This window comes from Desulfitobacterium elongatum, from assembly GCF_055378975.1.
The window spans coordinates 1,223,640-1,242,525 of sequence record NZ_AP038772.1; the positions used below are offsets into that span (position 1 = coordinate 1,223,640).

Here is an 18,886-nt window from a genome sequence, read left to right on the forward strand (position 1 = left end):
AAATATTAGAATTTCGCACCCAATCCTTTTGGACGCATTTTGGCCAGAATACGATTATGGGAGGGGAATAACAAGATGGTTAATAAACTGCCTACTAATAAGCGATATAGTGCAGTAGCATTACTTACCCTTATGATTATTATTAACTACTTAGATAGAACCAATTTTTCTGTAGCTACTCCATCCTTGATGAAAGAATTCGGACTTGGTACTGGGCAAATGGGAATATTAATGTCTGCGTTCTTGTGGTCATATATTTTATTACAGATTCCCATTGGAATGATCATTAACAAGTTTGGTCCCAAATTAGTAATTGGGGCTACTTGTGCCGGTTGGGGATTAGTAACAATGATTACTGGGGCTGCTAATAGTTTTGCATCACTTTTGGCGCTTCGTATCCTGCTAGGTATTGCAGAATCGGCAGCCTACCCATCTGCTACACGTGTCGTGTCGGTATGGGTCCCGGCCAAAGAAAGAACATTTTCTACGGGATTGTTTGACGCGGGTAATAAAGTGGGGTCAGCATTTGCTCCTCCAATTGTGGCGTTAATCATTGTCGCGTGGGGATGGAGGGCGTCATTTGTCGTAACGGGTTTAATTGCCGTTTTGTATGCCATAGTATTTTTCGCTCTATACCGAGATCCTGATGATCATCCTACAGTTTCTAAAGAAGAGCTTGCTTATATCCGTCAGGATGAAGTAGTTTCTAGTGATGGTAAAATAATCAGCGAGCCAATTCCCTTATTTAAACTATTTAAAAATAAAAATTTCATGATAGCTGCTTTTGGGAACTGTATAAATTCTTATATGCTTGGAACGTTTTTGTACTGGATACCAACTTACTTAGTCATGAATAGAGGACTAGATGTGAAACAGATGGGCTTTGCTGCTATGGTTCCATATATTGTTGCCATTGTTGCGGAATTAGGTTTTGGTAAAATATTTGACAGGTTAACAGCTCAAGGCGTATCCATAAGCAAGATGAGAAAAACTGGGATAATCATTGGCGACATTATATGCATTATTGGTATCTTAGGTACGATTCAAGCGACAACTGCGATGGGAGCGGTCATAGGGTTGAGCGTCTTCTGGGGAGCATTTGGTGTCATTGGCGTACTTTCTTGGTCTATTCCCACTGACCTCGCACCATACGGTCAGGCTGGTGGATTGTCGGGTGTTTATAATTTCATAAGCCAGTTTGGTACTGCTAGTGCAGCTGTTGCCACCGGTTATATTGCACAATCCAAGTATGGATTTAATGGAGCATTTATTGTTTGCATCATTTGTGCTTTAGTTTGCATTGTTCTATATACAGTAGGAAACTTTAATCGTTTAGAAGTTAAAAACGGTATTATAACTCAGAAAAAATAAACGTTACAGATATAGTCATGACTCTTAGTATGTTTTCTTAAAGTGCCTTAATGCTCGGTGCCACAGGGAGTTAAGGCACTTTTTACTTAATAGAAAATAAAGCTTTCAGTTAATTAAAAATAAGGTATAATATTATATAAACATGTCTTTATTTCTGATATTTTATTCTTAATGTAATTTGAAATTGTGAAAAGATTATTCATCACTAATAAAGTGGGAGGATTGAGCAAATTGGATTATTATGGAGAATATCTATCAGAGATGCTATCATTTTTTCATTATTCTCCAGATCAATATGCAGAAATTCAAAATCAGTATACTAACTTAATAAAATACAATAAACTCCCATCAGAGAAGTCAATTGTTAGAAAGTTCGTTGTAAATTCTTGGATTCGCTCGAAAAACAATAATAATGTTGAACCTGATAGTACGCTTATATTGAAAAGTTTAAGTGATAGACAAATTAAGATGTTGCTCAAGGATAATAAAACACTCCTCAATTCAGCAATGCCTTTATTAACAAATCTGGCATCTTATTACTCGTTGAGTAAATCTTTTGGAGTGTCCCTGTATGACAAACATGGCATCACTCTATTTGCTGCTAATAGTGCTTTGGATGGGCGGAAATTAGGTAATGATTTGTCAGAAGAAGCAGTTGGGACTACTTCCCATTCACTTTGCATTGACTTAGAAAAGCCGATGTATCTTTTGTCACCGGAGAATTACCATCCAGGTTTGCGAAAACCTAAGGTTACTTTTTCTATTCCTATTCATGATCGAAAAGATAAAATAATTGCAGCATTAACGATTCCATACTTTGAAGAGATTAAATATACTGAAATGGAAAAGTCCAATTTCTCATGGATGATTGCTTTTTCATTTATGTTAGCTCAAAATATTGAACAGTCTGTTGTATCTCATACTTACAATAGACAAAATAGAGTGGATAATTTTTCATTTGACACAGCGATGTCCTTAATTGATGAGTCTATGATTTCTATTGATTCTACAGGAATAATTTCATATATGAATAATAATGGAGAAGCTTTATTTGGATTAAAAAGCGATGGCGTAATAGGAAGACCATATACCGATATTCTTGGGGTAATGCCAGAAATAGAAAAACTTTATTCAAAAAAAGCAAAAGATAAGAATCGAATTGAACAGTATACCTACTTCAGCAAAGATCAAAAACATGTTATAAAAGCGAGACCTTTCTCTACTGCATTAGATGAAGATTCTGTACTGATTTGTATTTCTAAGCTGTCAGATAGTGAAAAGAAATTAAAAAAGAATACAGGTATTATTCATACTGTAGATACGATCTTTGGCGATAGCGAAGATATGCTTAAAGCTAAGAAAATAGCAAAGAAAGTTGCCAATACCTCTAAAAGCGTATTACTTATTGGGGAAAGTGGTACAGGAAAAGAACTGTTTGCTCGAGCAATTCATGATGAATCTCGACCAGACGGGCCTTTCATTGCTGTAAATTGTGCTGCTCTACCTCAAGGACTACTAGAAAGTGAGCTTTTCGGCTATGAAGGAGGATCTTTCACTGGTGCTGATAAAAAAGGACATATTGGAAAGATCGAATTAGCACATAATGGGACCCTCTTTTTAGATGAAATTGGAGATATGCCATTACTGCTGCAAACAGTCCTTTTGCGTGTCCTGGAAGATAAACAAGTCATGCCTATCGGGGGAAATCAATATAGAAATGTTGATTTTCGAGTAGTGGCAGCAACCAATAGAAATTTAAAGGAAATGATTAGTAATAAGACCTTTCGTGAAGATTTGTATTATCGGATTGCAACCTTTGAAATTCAAATTCCTCCACTTCGGCATAGAAATAGTGATATTTTAAAACTTGCTCAGCGCTTCCTTGAAGAAGAATGCGCACAGACACAGATTGCGGTACCTAAAATGGATGATTCTGTAATACAAAAGATTATAAGATATGATTGGATGGGAAATGTCCGGGAACTGAGAAATGCTATGGATTATGCATTGACCATGTCCATGGGTGGAAAAATAACTTTGGATGACCTGCCCGTAAAAATGACAAATAATGAAAATTCGACTCAGAAGCAGGCTCAATTAAAGACAATAGCTGAATTAGAAAGAGAGGCTATTGAAAGTGCAATGTTGTTTACGAAAAATAATGTAAAAGATGCATCGGAAATTCTAAATATGAGTCGTACTTCTTTGTATAGAAAACTTAAAGAGTTCGGTTTTGAAGGGTAGAAGCGATGGTAAGGCTGCAGATGGATTACCAGAAGCTGAATAGTTTGACATATGACATATTACTAGAAAAATGCTGAGGCTAAGCCTCGGCATTTTTTATACTCTAAAGCTAATGCCGACACAGGAGGATAACATTCCTATGGAAGTCGAATATCGCACCGATTGACTATGATCCAAGGGCGAGTGAAGTCAATCAGCTCAATCGAATTAAACTCATGCTTTCTGTAGCTCAAGAAAATTTGCAGGAAAACGTTGTTCTCTAAACAGAGTAGAGTGTAAATTATTCAAAGCTTGGGAACACTGAGTTTGAGTAAACGTGAGGTGAACACATTGACAGCCTCAAAAGATGAAGAAGAAATGCTCAAGTCAAGCATTCCCCCAGACTGGACAGATTTTCGAAACCAAGTCTTAGCGCTATCTCAGGTCTTGGAAAAGATGAATCTTGCCGAGTATATTTCTTATTTGAATAACCCCCGTAAAATGCTCCTGGTCAACTTTGGCGTTGGGTTGCTTAGAGGGCTAGGAGCTGCAGTAGGTGCAACGCTCCTAGCAGGAATACTTGTTATGTTATTAAAAAACCTCGTTCTCCTGAACTTGCCAATCATCGGTGGGGTTATCGGTGAACTCGTAAAAATCGTAAATGCACATAATGGGTACTAAGTGTAAGGAGGCTCTTTCATGAAAAACGACAAATACAGTAAACTCATCCTCCAGTTGAAAAAGGACAAGCAAGAGGCTATGGAGTCTGCTACCGAGCTGATTACGGGGGATATGCGAGAGTCTATAGCTGAGCTTTCCTTAGTGGATAATCATCCAGCAGATATTGGGACAGCAGTTTATGATCGTTCAAGGGATATAGCTATGCATGACCGTCTTCGTCATCGAGTGGATGCAATCGATTCTGCACTCGAACGTTATGAGGAAGGAAAATACGGAATCTGTGAGCAGTGCCAGCAAGAAATTCCGTACGAGCGCTTAGAAATTCTTCCTTACACAACGGTCTGCACTGAGTGTAGCCGGGAGGAGGAAAAGGAAGAGCAGCATTCCTTGTATCGCGACCCGGTAGAAAATGAAATATTAAACCGCCCCTTTTCACGCACCTTTAATGACGGGACAGATCGTGTAGAATTTGATGGGGAAGATGCTTGGCAAGCCGTAGCACGCTATGGAACCTCAGATTCTCCGCAAGATTTAGGAACGAATAGGGATGTCAGTGATCCTAATGAATATTACGAAGATGCTGATGAAGTTATTGGTGCAGTTGATGCTGTGGAGACATTAGATGTCGAGGTTGAACCGGGGTTTGGGAATACAGTTTATTATGGCAAAAAACATGGACGGTCTTAAGAGCTGAATGAAGAGTGATTGCCCCCCCAGCCTCTAATATGTTAAGATGGATTAACAAAAAGAAGTCGGGGAGGGTAACCAGTTGTTGGTTTGGCTTACCATTGCGGGGATATGGATTATCGACCGAGTTTTAAAGGTTTTGGTTCAGGGGAATTTTCACCCCGGTGAATCGGTGATTATTATACCGAAGGTTTTTCATCTGACTTATGTTTTAAACCCAGGAGCGGCATTTGGGTTGATGCCGGGTCGGTCCTGGATCTTTATTCTCACTGCGGCTTTAGTCATGGTGGGAATCATCTATGCCCAATTTAAAATCCCCCGTGAGGATTGGCTGACTCGCTTGTCCTTGGGGATGATTGGGGGCGGGGCACTCGGGAATCTCTATGACCGTATTGTTATTGGTAAAGTTGTTGATTACCTGGATTTCCAGATCTGGGCCTTTGTGTTTAATTTTGCCGATAGTGCGATAGTCGTTGGGGCTGGGTTATTACTCCTCAAGATTTATTTTCAGGATCGTAAGGATAGGAGTGCGCAATGAATTTCGAAGAGATGAAAAGGAATGGCGAGGATATAGACGAGGAGTTAGAAGCTGAAGAATCATCGAATCAGAGTATGCAATTCGAGCTTCCGGAAGGGACCCGCTTAGATGTCGGAGTTACTGAGGTTGTTGTGGGTAAGAGCCGCTCTTTCGTTCAAAACTTAATTCAAGATGGGCATGTCCTGGTTAACGGGAGCGTAAAAAAATCAAATTATAAAATTCGGCTTGGTGATCAAATCCAGGTGATGGTTCCACCTCCGAGAGAACTTAAAGTTGATGCGGAAGATATCCCACTCGAAATTGTTTATGAGGACGAGGACTTACTCGTAGTTAATAAGCCCCAAGGGATGGTTGTCCATCCTGCTCCTGGCGCCTGGACAGGCACGATGGTGAATGCTTTGCTTTATCATTGCCGTAGCCTCTCTGGGATCAATGGAGTATTGCGACCGGGCATCGTCCATCGGATTGATAAAGATACTTCGGGACTCTTAGTTGTGGCCAAAAGTGATCTGGCCCATCAAGGGTTAGCTGAGCAGATTAAAGAGCACAGTATGGCTCGACAGTATCTTGCGATTGTCCATGGGGTTCTCTTTGAACCTTCAGGTACAGTGGATGCTCCCATCGGACGGGATCACAATGACCGTAAAAAGATGGCTGTCGTCTTTCAAAACTCCAAGCACGCAATTACACATTATGATGTACTTGAACGCTTTAGGGATTTTACTTACGTGCAAGCCCGTCTTGAAACAGGACGAACGCATCAAATTCGCGTTCACATGGCCTACTTAAAACACCCCGTCTTAGGGGATCCGCTCTATGGGCCGAAGCGAAATCCCTTCGATTTGCACGGTCAGATGCTTCATGCCAAACTTTTGGGATTTGTCCATCCGAGAACGGGGGAGTATATGGAGTTCAGTTCTCAACCACCTGAGGCTTTCCGTAACGTGCTTGATCAGATACGAAAGGATGACCTAGAGTAGCGATGAACCTAAGAATTCAATATGACTGTGTGAATATCGACTGGAATAATGTATCTGAAATATTGAGAAACGTTGGAATGGCTTATTTTGATGGAGCAGTACATAAAAAGGCTTTTGAGAATAGTCATACTGTTGTATTTGCTTTTGATGAGGATAAGCTCATCGGTTTCGGTCGGGCAATTTCCGACGGAGCTTATCAAGCCGCAATCTATGACGTTGCAGTTTTACCCGAGTATCAGGGTAAGAAGGTAGGATCAACAATTGTAAATAGCATCATCGAAGCTAATCCTCAATGTAGTCTCATTCTTTATGCTGCACCAGGAAAGGAACCCTTTTATAAAAAGCTTAACTTTAGAAAAATGAAAACAGGAATGGCATTCTTTCTTAATCCAGATAGAATGCAAACAAGAGGTTTCATCGAGTAAAAAAGATTAAAGATGAAATTGTCGTTGACATTCAACTTTATGTAGGATAAACTTAGTAACAATGTAGCCTTTAAAAAGGTCCCGTGAGACACAGAAGGCAGGAACACCAAGGGAGTAAACTGTCTGCTGTGCGTAGATAGTTTTTTTATTTTAATTGCTGCCATTGTCTTAAAGGAGTGTGCATCCATGGAGGGAATCACTAAGAGCAAGATTTTAGATGTTGATGGAATTCGTCGAGCAATTTCTCGAATTGCACATGAAATCGTAGAGAAAAATAAAGGTACAGACGAAGTTGTCTTGATTGGGATTAGGCGTCGGGGAGTTCCTCTGGCCGAAAGAATTCAGAATCGGATCGAGGAATTCGAAGGGGTCAAACTACCTCTTGGAATTTTGGACATCACCTTATATCGCGATGATTTAAGCATGATCGATGTACAGCCTGTCGTTCATCAGACAGAGGTCCCCTTTGACATTGAAGGGAAAACTGTAGTTCTCGTCGATGATGTTCTATATACTGGGAGGACGGCGCGAGCTGCACTCGATGCTACGATGGACCTCGGGCGAGCAAGAAAAATACAGTTAGCCGTTTTGATTGACAGGGGACACAGAGAGCTTCCGATTCGGGCCGATTATGTAGGGAAGAATCTTCCCACGTCCAGCCGAGAAATCGTTTCAGTTTGCTTACAGGAAATTGACGGAAGTGAAGAGGTTTTACTACTCGAACGAGTAGACAACTAGATCAGAAAAATTTAATTTAATATAACCCTTTAAAAGCTTTCCAGAGAGTGAGCCAAGGGTAGAGAGACAGGATACGTGTATCCTTATATCCTCTTACCTTTGGGTAGGGGGATTTTTTAATGAACAAAATAACGCGTGTAAAAGGGGGAGTCACCATGAGATGGACACGAAAAGATATTCTAAACCTAGAAGACCTCAATCAGCAGGAAATCGAGACGGTCTTAAATACCGCGAAACCTATGAAGGAGATCCTGATGAGGTCAGTAAAAAAATTACCGACCTTTCGAGGAAAGTCGGTCTTCAATGTGTTCTTTGAAGCTTCGACCCGAACCCGAACCTCGTTTGAGACTGCGGCAAAGATCCTTGGAGCAGACACAGCGAGTTTGGCCGTCGCACAAAGCAGTGTGAATAAGGGAGAAACCCTTTTGGATACCGCTCGAACCCTTCAAGCCATGCAGCCAGATATCGTGGTCATTCGCCATTCAAGTTCAGGTGCTGCTCAGTTCCTAGCTAAAGAGTTAAAGGCAGGGATAATCAACGCTGGAGATGGTCAACATGAGCATCCGACACAAGCCTTGCTCGACCTGTTCACGATGAAAGAGCATCTAGGAAGTGTAGAAGGCCGAAAGATCCTTTTAGTGGGGGACATTTTACACTCACGTGTGGCACGAAGTAATGTCTGGGCACTGAAAACGATGGGTGCTGAGGTGGTGTTGGTTGGTCCTCCTACCTTGCTTCCACAAGAGATTAAATCCTGGGGAGTTAAAACCACGTATAACTTGGATGCGGAGCTCCCAGGTGCAGACGTAGTAATGGCGCTTCGTCTCCAGCTCGAACGCCAACAAGCGGGCTTGTTACCAAGCCTAAGGGAATATTCTCAACTGTACGGAATTACGGCTGAACGTGTAAAGCAGACGGAAAAGCCGACACTCATCATGCATCCTGGTCCAGTCAATCGGGGAGTTGAAATCGAGAGCCGGGTGGCCAATTCTACGCAATCGGTCATTGAAGAGCAGGTTACAAACGGAGTAGCGGTGCGAATGGCCTTAATGTATTTATTGATGGGAGGAACAAGTCATGTGGTGGATTAAAAACGCGCAGGTCATCGATCCTGCACAAGATATTTCTGGAGTCTGTGATGTTCTGATCCATGAGGGTAAAATTCTCGAGATAAGAGAGAGCTTCTCGGCTGAAGAAGTAAAAGAGAAGTTTGAAAACCTATCAAATACTTCAAGCTCCTTAGAGCTAATGAATAACACGAGTGATTCGGTTCCTTCCTGGGAAGAAATTGATGCTACCGGTAAGTACCTTTTTCCTGGATTGATCGATGTGCATACCCACTTACGTGAACCAGGGAGAGAAGATAAGGAAGAGATTCTTAGCGGGGCGGAAGCGGCAGTTAGAGGAGGGTTTACCACCATATTGGCAATGCCCAACACAGAACCTGTGCTCGACCAACGAGCCCTCATTGAATTCGTGGTTAATCAAGGAAAAAGAGCTGGATTTGCACGTATTCATCCGATTGCAGCGATGACCAAGGGTCAGCATGGAAAAGAGCTCGTCGAGATGGTCGAGTTGAGTTCTGCTGGTGCAGTTGCCTTTTCTGATGATGGTAAAGGAGTGCAGAGCGCGGAAATTATGCGACTAGCTCTGGAATATGCCAAACTAACGAACCTTCCTGTAGTAAGTCATTGCGAAGATGAAGATCTGGCTCGAAAGGGTGCGATGCACCGGGGTGTAATTAGTGCTCGTTTAGGGCTTCGCGGGATTCCAGGAAGCGCCGAAAGTGTAATGGTTGCCCGGGATATCCTGCTTGCAGAAGAAGGCGGGGGAAAACTTCATCTTGCGCATATCTCGGCGAAGGAAAGCGTAGACCTCATTCGTGCGGCGAAAAAGAGAGGGGTAGATGTCACAGCTGAAGTGAATCCACACCATCTTATTTTCACAGATGAGGCCATTGCCAAGCATCAATATGATACTTCGTACAAAGTTAATCCACCCCTACGCTCAGAAGCAGACCGCGAGGCCTTGCTGGAAGGGCTGCTTGATGGAACAATCGATATGCTGGCGACAGACCATGCACCCCACACTTGGGAAGAGAAGACTCGGCCTTTTGATGAAGCGCCCTTTGGGATATCCGGGCTTGAGACGTCCCTTGCAGCAGTCTGGAAATATCTTGTCGAACCGGGCAAGCTATCCCCAGAAGTACTCATCAAAGCATGGAGTATGAAGCCTGCCCAACGCTTCAATCTGCCCGGAGGATCCCTGAAAGCAGGCGCAGCGGCTGATGTTGTTCTCTTTGATCCTACACGGTCAGAGATTGTTGAACCCGGCTGGCTTGTCTCGAAAGGGAAAAATACGCCTTTCTTGGGGCAGGAACTCCAAGGGTTCCCAGTAATGGTCTGGGTTGAAGGATGTTTGGTTTACCAGAGGGTCTGAAACAAGGGGACAAATCCCTCGTTCACCTAAGGTGATATAAGTGTGAAGGAAACAGGGGGCATGTTCCCTTGTATCCCCAAGTCAGGATGAAGACTAGAGGAGGAAATTAAAGATGCCGTTTCTCGTATTGCAAGATGGTATTAGCTTTGAAGGAGAAAGTTTTGGAGCATGGCCTCAGGGCGAAGACAAAGAGGGCCAAGCAGGAGAAGTGGTTTTTAACACCTCCATGACCGGATATCAGGAAATGATTACCGATCTTTCGTATGCAGGGCAGATTCTCGTATTGACCCATCCACAGATTGGGAATTACGGATGGCATGATGAAGAAAATGAAGCCGATAAGCTTCTTCTGAAAGGGCTCGTCGTTCGAGAACTTTCTAAGGGAGAAGGCAGTGAGCACGCAGATCGCTCCTTAGAAGAGTTTTGTCAGATGCATAACATATGGGGCCTCAAGGGAATCGATACACGTGCACTAACACGGCATATCCGGAACCATGGTACCGTTCCAGGGGTCTTAGTCGATACCCTTGAGCAGGGGCTAAAGTACTGGGAAGAGTTTAAAGAGAACCCGATGGATGACGTAGCGACAAAACACTGGGTCTATAAGGCCACGGTTCAGGAGAGCTATGAGATTCCTGGAAATGGACCTTATGTCGCAGTACTCGATTGTGGTGCGAAGCGAAATATTCTTCGCTCCTTACAGCAACGGGGCTTAAGAATCCGCGTCTTCCCAGCCTGGAGCAGTGCAGAGGAGATTCTTGCCAGCTCGCCTCGCGGAGTTTTCCTCAGCAATGGACCGGGGGATCCAAGTGATTTACCTGAGCTTGTAAATACAGTACGCACGCTTCTCCCCAAACTTCCTATTATGGGAATCTGCCTGGGGCATCAGATTCTAGCCCTTGCAGCAGGAGGAAAAACGTATAAGCTTCCCTTTGGACATCGCGGAGGAAATCACCCCGTACAGGATGTGCGAACGGGGCGAACGACCATGAGCGCACAAAATCATGGGTATGCGGTAGAAGAGGGATCACTGGAAGGAACGGGATTTAAGGTCATCCTTCGGAACCTAAACGATGGAACAGTCGAAGGGATGGAGCATACAGAGTATCCGGTTTTCTCTGTCCAGTATCATCCAGAAGGAGCACCTGGCCCTGAAGAAAATATGGAACTCTTTGAGCGTTTTTTCAAAGCCATTCAAGCCTAACCTTCTGATGAGAACTGGAAAATCTTACTATAGAAGTGAGTAGGAACCTTTTTCGCTGGAATGAAGCAGCAATGAAAAGGTTGAAGTTAAAGGATGTTGGGAGTAGTACTAGGAGGAGAACTCATGAAGAAAAACCAATGGAAAAAAGTACTTGTGATTGGCTCAGGGCCAATTGTCATAGGACAGGCTGCAGAATTTGATTATGCCGGAACCCAGGCCTGTCGGGCTTTGCGTGAAGAAGGGGTTGAAGTCGTTCTTGTAAACTCGAACCCTGCTACAATTATGACCGATCCCGAGGTTGCCGATCGAGTCTATATTGAGCCGCTCACCATAGAATTTTTAGAACGGATTATTGAAAGGGAAAGACCAGATGGTCTTATCCCTACGATGGGTGGACAAACGGGATTAAACTTAGCTTTCCAACTTGCTGAAAAAGGGATTCTGGAGCGTTGTGGGGTCAAGCTTATGGGGACCTCCTTAGACAGCATTAAGAAAGCAGAGGATAGGGAACACTTCCGAAGTTTAATGAATGAGCTTGGGGAGCCTGTTCCACCGAGTGTGATTGTTTCAGACGCTGACAAGGCCTTGGAATTTGCGGAGACAATTGGTTATCCTGTGATCGTACGTCCAGCCTATACTCTCGGTGGTACAGGTGGCGGTATAGCCAATGATAGGGATACCTTGAGCCTGATTTGCCAGAGTGGCTTACAAGCGAGCCTCATCGGTCAGATTCTTGTCGAGAAAAGTGTGGCAGGTTGGAAGGAAATCGAGTATGAGGTATTGCGAGACGGACAAGGAAATTGCATTACCATCTGTCATATGGAGAATATGGATCCAGTGGGAGTGCATACGGGGGATAGCATTGTTGTAGCCCCTTGCCAGACCCTAACTGATCGTGAAGTGCAAACCTTAAGAACATCTGCCCGAAGGATCGTGGAAGCGCTTGGAATTGAAGGGGGCTGTAATGTCCAGTACGCCCTACATCCCGAACGTTTGGAATATGTGGTCATCGAAGTCAATCCTCGCTTAAGCCGATCGAGTGCCTTAGCTTCAAAAGCAACGGGTTATCCCATTGCCAAGGTCGCGGCCAAAATTGCCTTGGGATATACCCTGCCTGAACTTCCGAACGCAGTGACGGGAAAAACCTCGGCTTGTTTCGAACCATCACTCGATTATGTGGTTGTAAAAATACCACGCTGGCCTTTTGATAAGTTCTCTGAAGCGGATCGTCACTTAGGGACCCAGATGAAAGCAACTGGAGAAGTGATGGGCTTAGGTCGAAATCTCGAAACCGCCCTTCAAAAAGCGGTACGATCCTTAGAAATCAAAGCGTATGGAATCCTTTTACCCGAGTTAGAGGCTCTCACCAATGATGAGCTAGTACAACGTTGCCAAAAGCCCGATGATCAACTCCTCTTCGTTCTATCTGAAGGGTTAAGACGTGGCATGAGCGTGGAGCAACTTAAAAAGGCCAGTGGATGGAATGCATATTTTCTCTTAGCCCTACAACGAATTGTTACGCTGAGCGCAGAACTTCAGTCCTCTCCCTGGAAGGAAAAGCTACTGCTTCAAGCAAAAAAACTGGGATTCTCTGATCGGGAAATTGCCCGACTTTGGAAAAGCTCTGAACAAGAAGTATATAACTATCGTCAAGGGCTTGGAGTACGCCCTGTATTTAAGATGGTTGACACCTGTGCGGGAGAATTTGAAGCTCTTACCCCTTATTTCTACTCAAGCTATGATCAGGAAAATGAAGGTGCTCGTTCGAATCGCCGGAAAGTCGTTGTCCTTGGCTCAGGCCCCATCCGAATTGGACAAGGAATCGAGTTCGATTACTGCTCGGTACATTCAGTACTCGCGCTGAAAAAGGCTGGAGTAGAGACGATCATCATCAATAATAATCCAGAGACAGTCTCCACAGACTTCGATACAGCAGACCGCCTCTACTTCGAACCCTTGACGCTCGAAGACGTCTCTGCTGTCTTAGACTTAGAGCAGCCGGATGGAGTAATCGTACAGTTCGGAGGACAAACCGCAATTGGCTTGGCTAAACCACTCGCTGAACGCGGTTATAAAATACTAGGGACGAGTATCGAGGATATTGACCGAGCAGAAGAACGGGGGCTTTTTGATCAGGTACTTCATGCTATTGGAGCGAAGCGTCCTGAGGGTGGACAAGCCTCTTCACGTGAAGGAGTACGTCAGGTTGCACAGCGGATTGGATACCCACTCATGATTCGTCCCTCCTTCGTCTTAGGCGGACGGGCTATGGAAATTGTCTACTCTTCTCAAGAATTAGAAGAGGTTGCAACTCGCGCTTTAGCAGAGTTCCCAGGTCAGGAACTGTGGATGGACCAATACCTAGTGGGAACCGAAGTGGAAGTAGACGCTGTCTCAGATGGGGTCAATGTGAGTATCCCCGGAATCATGGAACACCTAGAGAGAGCAGGGGTACACTCAGGGGACTCGATCGCAGTCTACCCTCCATTAACCTTAGCACCAAAGCTTAAGGAACGGATTACTAACTTAACCACTGAAATCGCACGAGCCTTAAACGTTCAGGGGCTCTTGAATATCCAGTACGTTATTCACCAGGATGAAGTCTATGTCATCGAAGTCAATCCTCGTTCGAGTCGGACGGTGCCCTTCATAAGTAAAGTAACGGGTCAATCCGTCGTTGAATATGCCACGAGAGTGATTATTGGATCGACTCTTGAAGAACTTGGAATCCCACTCGGTCTATGGTCAGATCCTGAACGGGTTGCTGTCAAAGCTCCTGTCTTCTCCTTCTCAAAGCTGCATCTCGTCGAACCCTCCTTAGGACCTGAGATGAAATCAACCGGGGAAGTAATGGGAATCGATCGGACGTATGAAAAAGCACTCTATAAAGCGCTACTAGCATCTGGATTTAATATGTCTGCACATGGGACGTTACTTGTCACCTTGGCGGACCGAGATAAGCAAGAAGGACTCCCCCTGGTCAGAAGGTTTGCAGACTTGGGCTTTAGAATTCTTGCGACAGAAGGCACGGCTAAGGTCCTTCGCGAAGAGGGAATCGAAGTCAACCCCATCGCAAAGCTTCATCAAGGTTCTACAGAAATCACGGATGCTATCCGACTTGGGCAGATTCAGTGTGTGCTCAATACCACGACCCATAATAAGAAGCATGCGAGCGATGGCTTTGCCATTCGGAGAACAGCAGTAGAACAAGGAATTCCATGCTTCACGAGTCTGGATACGGCTTCGGCTTGGGTGCATGTACTCATGTCTCTTTCGCCAAGTTTGATGCCGCTCACGGGGGCGCAAAGCAAGTAATGCGTTTGTAAAAGGAATTGCAAGTCGAGAGAAAGGACGGGCTGCTGAATGTTAGAGAACGCAAAGGTTATTTCTCATGAAAGAATGGGCGACCCCCAATACCAGATTATGCGACTCATCCTTCATACCGAGATTGCTATGGAAGCGAAGCCAGGTCAATTCGTTCATGTCCAAGTCTCCACAGGGCTTGATCCACTGTTGCGGCGTCCAATTAGTATCGCGGAGATTAACACCGAGAAAAAGGAAATTACGCTGCTGTATCGGATCCGTGGGAAAGGGACAGAACGCCTTGCTCAGGTAAAGCCAAGTGAAGAGCTGAGTCTTCTTGGACCGATCGGACGAGGATTTACAGTCCCAACCGATGGAGAACTCCTTTTAGTTGCGGGAGGAATTGGGGTGTTCCCACTTCTCGCTCTAGCTAAAGCAGCAAAAGAAAAGAATCTTTCAGTTCGATTATTCTGGGGTGGGGAGAACAAAGCGTTCTTTGAAAGTACAGGATTGGAATCGTGGCAAGAAGCGGGTATCCCGGTAGAGTTAAGTACGATGGATGGAAGCGTGGGAGTGAAGGGAACTGTACTCGATTTAATTCAGAAGGAGGATCACTGCACTTCTCAACTGGAGGATACATATCCTCAAGGCGGGCATTCTTCCTTCAAAACTTCTGTTGCAACCTGTGGTCCAAATCCCATGATGCAGGCGGTAAGCGAGACCTTTTTACAGTATGGTTATTCTATAGAAGCCTCCCTTGAGGAACGGATGGGCTGCGCCGTAGGAGCGTGTCTCGGTTGCATCTGCACCTTAAGAGATGAGAAGAGTGGGGACCTTCGACGCGCTAAGGTCTGTAAAGATGGGCCTGTATTTAACGCGAGGGAGGTGGCCTGGAATGTTGAAATCTGAGGTAAGCAAAATAGATAAAGTAAATTTGGAAGTTAATCTTGGCCCTTTAACTTTGAAAAATCCTGTGATCACGTCTTCTGGTACGTATGGCTTTGGAGAAGAATATGCTCCCTATTGCCCCGTTGAAAAGCTGGGGGGGATTACCCTCAAAGGGGTTACCCCTGAGCCCCGCTTGGGAAATCCGGTTCCCCGATTAGCCGAGACCCCAGCCGGACTACTGAACTCCGTAGGACTTGAAAATCCTGGTTTAGAGGGGTTTATCCAGGATTACTTGCCTAAAGTAAGAGAACTTCCGACAACGGTAATTGCTAACATCTCAGGATTCTCTCTTGAAGATTATAGGGTGATGGCTAAGGCTTTTCAAAAAGGCTCAGGGATTGATGCACTCGAAGTCAATATTTCCTGTCCTAATGTAAAGCATGGTGGAATGCACTTTGGAACGGATCCTGAAAGTGCGAAAGAGGTCATCACAATCGTCAAAGCAGAAACGGATTTGCCGGTGATTGCTAAGCTATCTCCGAATGTTACCGATATCGTCGGAATGGCAAAGGCTGTCGAAAGTGGAGGAGCAGATATCATTTCCATGATTAACACCTTGCTCGGAATGAGTATTGATATAGAAAAACGCCAGCCGATTCTGGCGAATAAGGTGGGTGGGCTCTCCGGACCTGCCATTCGCCCTGTAGCTGTTCGAATGGTTTGGCAGGTCTCTCAGGCCGTTAAGATACCTATTATTGGCATGGGTGGGATTCTTACTTGGCAGGATGCGATTGAGTTTCTACTTGCGGGTGCAAGTGCAGTAAGCATCGGGACAGGAAACTTTATGAATCCTATAGCTCCTCTCGAGGTTCTGAAGGGGATAGAAGAGTATTGTCACCGTCATGGGTTCTCCTCAGTTGGTGAACTCATAGGATTAGCACATTAGGGAGTCAAAAAGCCGAGTGTATTGCTTTTCGAAGGTCCGCTTTTAAGGACTCTTAAAGTTTATGGAGTAGAAGGAAAGGGTGATAGACATGAATCTCGAACTCAATCGCCGCGTTATGGTTGCCCTCGATGTAGATAGCAGAGAAAAAGCACTGCAGCTTGCCGGGCAACTCGAAGGAACTGGCTGCTGGCTTAAAGTGGGGATGGAGCTCTATAACGCTACAGGAGCGACCATTATCCAGGAATTAAAAGAGAAAGGATTCCCGATCTTCCTTGATCTAAAACTCCATGATATCCCCAACACCGTAGGACGAGCAGCAAGGGTATTAGCAGGATATGGGGCAGACATGTTAACCATTCACTGTAGTGGGGGCTATGAAATGATGGCACGAGCCGTTCAAGCGACACAGGAAGTAAGGAACCAAGGTGCTGCTGGAGAACGAATGAAGGTTATAGGGATCACTGTGCTAACGAGTCTCGATGAAGAGAGACTGCAAAACGATTTGGGAGTCGGACGGACGCTTCAAAGTCAGGTGGTGGCTCTCGCGGAGCTTGGGCAAAAAGCAGGTCTCGATGGAGTAGTGGCTTCAGCTCAAGAAAGTAAGCTGCTACGTGAACATTTAGGCTCTGAATTTTTAATCATTACTCCGGGAATACGCCCTGCAGGAAGTGAAACTCATGATCAGGCTCGAACCTTGACTCCGAAGGAAGCTATCGCAGCAGGCAGCTCCTACTTAGTGGTTGGTCGACCCATTACTCAGGCCCCAAATCCACGTGAAGCACTCGAGCATCTGTGGGATTAATATAAAAACGTATGTAGTTGAAAGGAGTTAATACCTATGACGATATCTAACCAAACCCATTCGCTCACACCTGAGGAGGTCCTCGGAATTTTTAAAGAAAGTGGTGCACTTCTTGAGGGGCATTTTCTTTTGACCTCAGGAAGACATAGTCGGCAATACATGCAATGTGCTAGGGTTCTTCAGTATCCTCATCATGCTGCACGATTAGGCGAAGCACTGGCTCAAGCTTTCCAAGATAAAGGCATCGACGTAGTTATCGGTCCAGCCATGGGAGGAATTCTCGTTGCCCATGAGGTGGGAAAAGCCCTTGGCACCAAGGCCTTGTTTACGGAACGCGAAAATGGAGTCATGAAACTTCGGAGGGGTTTCGAACTTCAGCCCGGAGAAAAAGTTCTGGTCGTAGAAGATGTTATTACCACAGGGGGATCGGTCCGTGAGGTGCTTGAGGTCGTAAAATCCTATGGTGCAGAGCCAGTTGGAGTAGGTGTTTTAGTCAATCGGAGTGGAGGAAAGGTGGATTTTGGAGTTCCATTGGCTTCCTTACTTGAAATTCAAATTGAGTCGTTCGAACCAGAAAACTGTCCTCTTTGTGCAGAGGGGCTTCCTGCAATCAAGCCGGGAAGTCGTACAGCCCCTTCAGCAAAATAATCCATTGGAGTTAATAACAAAGAAAGCTAAGGTCAACGGGTACATTTATCCGTTGGCCTTAGTTTTCTTTTCGATATCTATTTAATAATAGCGAAATAGGGTGATCAAGAGTTGAACAGGACAATTTGAGTTTACCATATATTACTAATGTAACGAGGTATAGTAGGAGGTTCATTAGTAAATGGCAACAAAAAATAGTATGACCCCATCCGGAGGGATTTTCCAATCACATCAGGGCGGTGGAATAGGCTTCTCTAGCCCCATCACTCCTCCACGTACGATTCAACAACAAATGAGTCAGGACCTACAACGTCAAGCAGGAGAACGATGGAAAATACAACAAGAAACTCAGAGGATTTATGAAATACTTCAGGATATAACGATGCAAAGGGCTCGTACAGGTGATATTTCACGTAGAGCGTGGGAGGAGTATATTCGCCAGAAGGATGGTTCAAGTGTACGACAACCTGTACGGCATGGACCACCAACTTGAGTAATGAGTGTTTCATCCCACAGAGAACACAATTGCCGCAACGGTCTTAACCGAGTCAAGAGCCTCAGATTCGACAGCATTAGTCTATGTACCTGTAATAATGTTCTGATAATGAGTCGGGAAAAAGAGTCTAACACGATTCTTAATGGTGTAGACTCTTTATTTATGGTAATGGTTAGTTCGTTAATTATTGGTTTCGCTGACTAGTCGATAAACATTTAAGAGCAGTACTGCACATATGTGCTGTTTTTGCATACCAGTTCCGATCTGACTGACCAGGGGATTCAGAAAAATAATTTTGTGTGCGGGATAATTGCATGAAAGTACTATTGAAGAATCTACCGATGTATTGAGCTAGCGACACTCAACCGTACCATTCTTTTACACATGTATGAGGAAGCAGGTAACGGGAAAATCTAAAAGAATTCTTGTGAGGACAAAGTGAGAGAGTACAAAGAGGAGTGACAATTACGACTCCTTTTGATAGTATGAATATATAAGTAAAATTCTGGGGTGGAAG

Annotated in this window: 17 protein-coding genes; all 17 read left to right on the forward strand. The window is 44.5% G+C overall.

Annotation, left to right across the window (positions count from 1 at the left end):
* Positions 1 to 75: 75 nt before the first annotated feature.
* A complete protein-coding gene (locus ACZ42W_RS05665) occupies positions 76 to 1,371 on the forward strand; it encodes an MFS transporter (RefSeq protein ID WP_464169066.1) in 1,296 nt (431 codons plus the stop codon).
* 231 nt (positions 1,372 to 1,602) lie between these two features.
* On the forward strand, positions 1,603 to 3,615 hold the full coding sequence (locus ACZ42W_RS05670) for a sigma-54 interaction domain-containing protein (protein ID WP_464169068.1): 2,013 nt from the start codon (positions 1,603 to 1,605) through the stop codon (positions 3,613 to 3,615).
* A 357-nt stretch (positions 3,616 to 3,972) separates the two neighbouring features.
* Entirely contained in the window at positions 3,973 to 4,275 is a 303-nt protein-coding gene (locus ACZ42W_RS05675; protein WP_464170875.1) for a DUF5665 domain-containing protein, read from the forward strand.
* 18 nt (positions 4,276 to 4,293) lie between these two features.
* Positions 4,294 to 4,962 (forward strand): TraR/DksA C4-type zinc finger protein, encoded by a 669-nt coding sequence (locus ACZ42W_RS05680; RefSeq protein ID WP_464169070.1) that lies wholly within the window; start codon positions 4,294 to 4,296, stop codon positions 4,960 to 4,962.
* A gap of 82 nt (positions 4,963 to 5,044) precedes the next feature.
* A complete protein-coding gene (gene lspA / locus ACZ42W_RS05685) occupies positions 5,045 to 5,500 on the forward strand; it encodes a signal peptidase II (RefSeq protein ID WP_464169072.1) in 456 nt (151 codons plus the stop codon).
* A complete protein-coding gene (locus ACZ42W_RS05690; protein WP_464169073.1) occupies positions 5,497 to 6,480 on the forward strand; it encodes an RluA family pseudouridine synthase in 984 nt (327 codons plus the stop codon). The genes lspA and ACZ42W_RS05690 overlap by 4 nt, the downstream gene beginning before the upstream one ends.
* A 2-nt stretch (positions 6,481 to 6,482) precedes the next feature.
* Positions 6,483 to 6,905 carry a GNAT family N-acetyltransferase gene (locus tag ACZ42W_RS05695; protein ID WP_464169074.1) on the forward strand — a complete coding sequence of 141 codons (423 nt, stop codon included), beginning with the start codon at positions 6,483 to 6,485 and terminating at the stop codon, positions 6,903 to 6,905.
* A 186-nt stretch (positions 6,906 to 7,091) separates the two neighbouring features.
* Positions 7,092 to 7,643 carry a bifunctional pyr operon transcriptional regulator/uracil phosphoribosyltransferase PyrR gene (gene pyrR / locus ACZ42W_RS05700; RefSeq protein ID WP_464169075.1) on the forward strand — a complete coding sequence of 184 codons (552 nt, stop codon included), beginning with the start codon at positions 7,092 to 7,094 and terminating at the stop codon, positions 7,641 to 7,643.
* A 155-nt stretch (positions 7,644 to 7,798) separates the two neighbouring features.
* Complete coding sequence (locus ACZ42W_RS05705; RefSeq protein ID WP_464170876.1) at positions 7,799 to 8,734, forward strand: aspartate carbamoyltransferase catalytic subunit; 936 nt, start codon at positions 7,799 to 7,801, stop codon at positions 8,732 to 8,734.
* On the forward strand, positions 8,721 to 10,082 hold the full coding sequence (locus ACZ42W_RS05710) for a dihydroorotase (protein ID WP_464169076.1): 1,362 nt from the start codon (positions 8,721 to 8,723) through the stop codon (positions 10,080 to 10,082). The genes ACZ42W_RS05705 and ACZ42W_RS05710 overlap by 14 nt, the downstream gene beginning before the upstream one ends.
* 112 nt (positions 10,083 to 10,194) lie before the next feature.
* Positions 10,195 to 11,286 carry a glutamine-hydrolyzing carbamoyl-phosphate synthase small subunit gene (carA, locus tag ACZ42W_RS05715; protein ID WP_464169077.1) on the forward strand — a complete coding sequence of 364 codons (1,092 nt, stop codon included), beginning with the start codon at positions 10,195 to 10,197 and terminating at the stop codon, positions 11,284 to 11,286.
* A gap of 123 nt (positions 11,287 to 11,409) precedes the next feature.
* Entirely contained in the window at positions 11,410 to 14,601 is a 3,192-nt protein-coding gene (gene carB, locus ACZ42W_RS05720) for a carbamoyl-phosphate synthase large subunit (RefSeq protein ID WP_464169078.1), read from the forward strand.
* Between the two features lie 48 nt (positions 14,602 to 14,649).
* On the forward strand, positions 14,650 to 15,498 hold the full coding sequence (locus ACZ42W_RS05725; RefSeq protein ID WP_464169079.1) for a dihydroorotate dehydrogenase electron transfer subunit: 849 nt from the start codon (positions 14,650 to 14,652) through the stop codon (positions 15,496 to 15,498).
* A complete protein-coding gene (locus tag ACZ42W_RS05730) occupies positions 15,485 to 16,423 on the forward strand; it encodes a dihydroorotate dehydrogenase (RefSeq protein ID WP_464169080.1) in 939 nt (312 codons plus the stop codon). Before ACZ42W_RS05725 ends, ACZ42W_RS05730 begins: the two co-directional genes overlap by 14 nt.
* Before the next feature lie 88 nt (positions 16,424 to 16,511).
* Entirely contained in the window at positions 16,512 to 17,225 is a 714-nt protein-coding gene (gene pyrF / locus ACZ42W_RS05735) for an orotidine-5'-phosphate decarboxylase (RefSeq protein WP_464170877.1), read from the forward strand.
* A 36-nt stretch (positions 17,226 to 17,261) separates the two neighbouring features.
* Positions 17,262 to 17,873, forward strand: coding sequence for an orotate phosphoribosyltransferase (pyrE, locus tag ACZ42W_RS05740; RefSeq protein WP_464169081.1), 612 nt, complete (start codon positions 17,262 to 17,264; stop codon positions 17,871 to 17,873).
* Between the two features lie 181 nt (positions 17,874 to 18,054).
* A complete protein-coding gene (locus ACZ42W_RS05745) occupies positions 18,055 to 18,366 on the forward strand; it encodes a hypothetical protein (RefSeq protein ID WP_464169082.1) in 312 nt (103 codons plus the stop codon).
* Positions 18,367 to 18,886 lie beyond the last annotated feature (520 nt).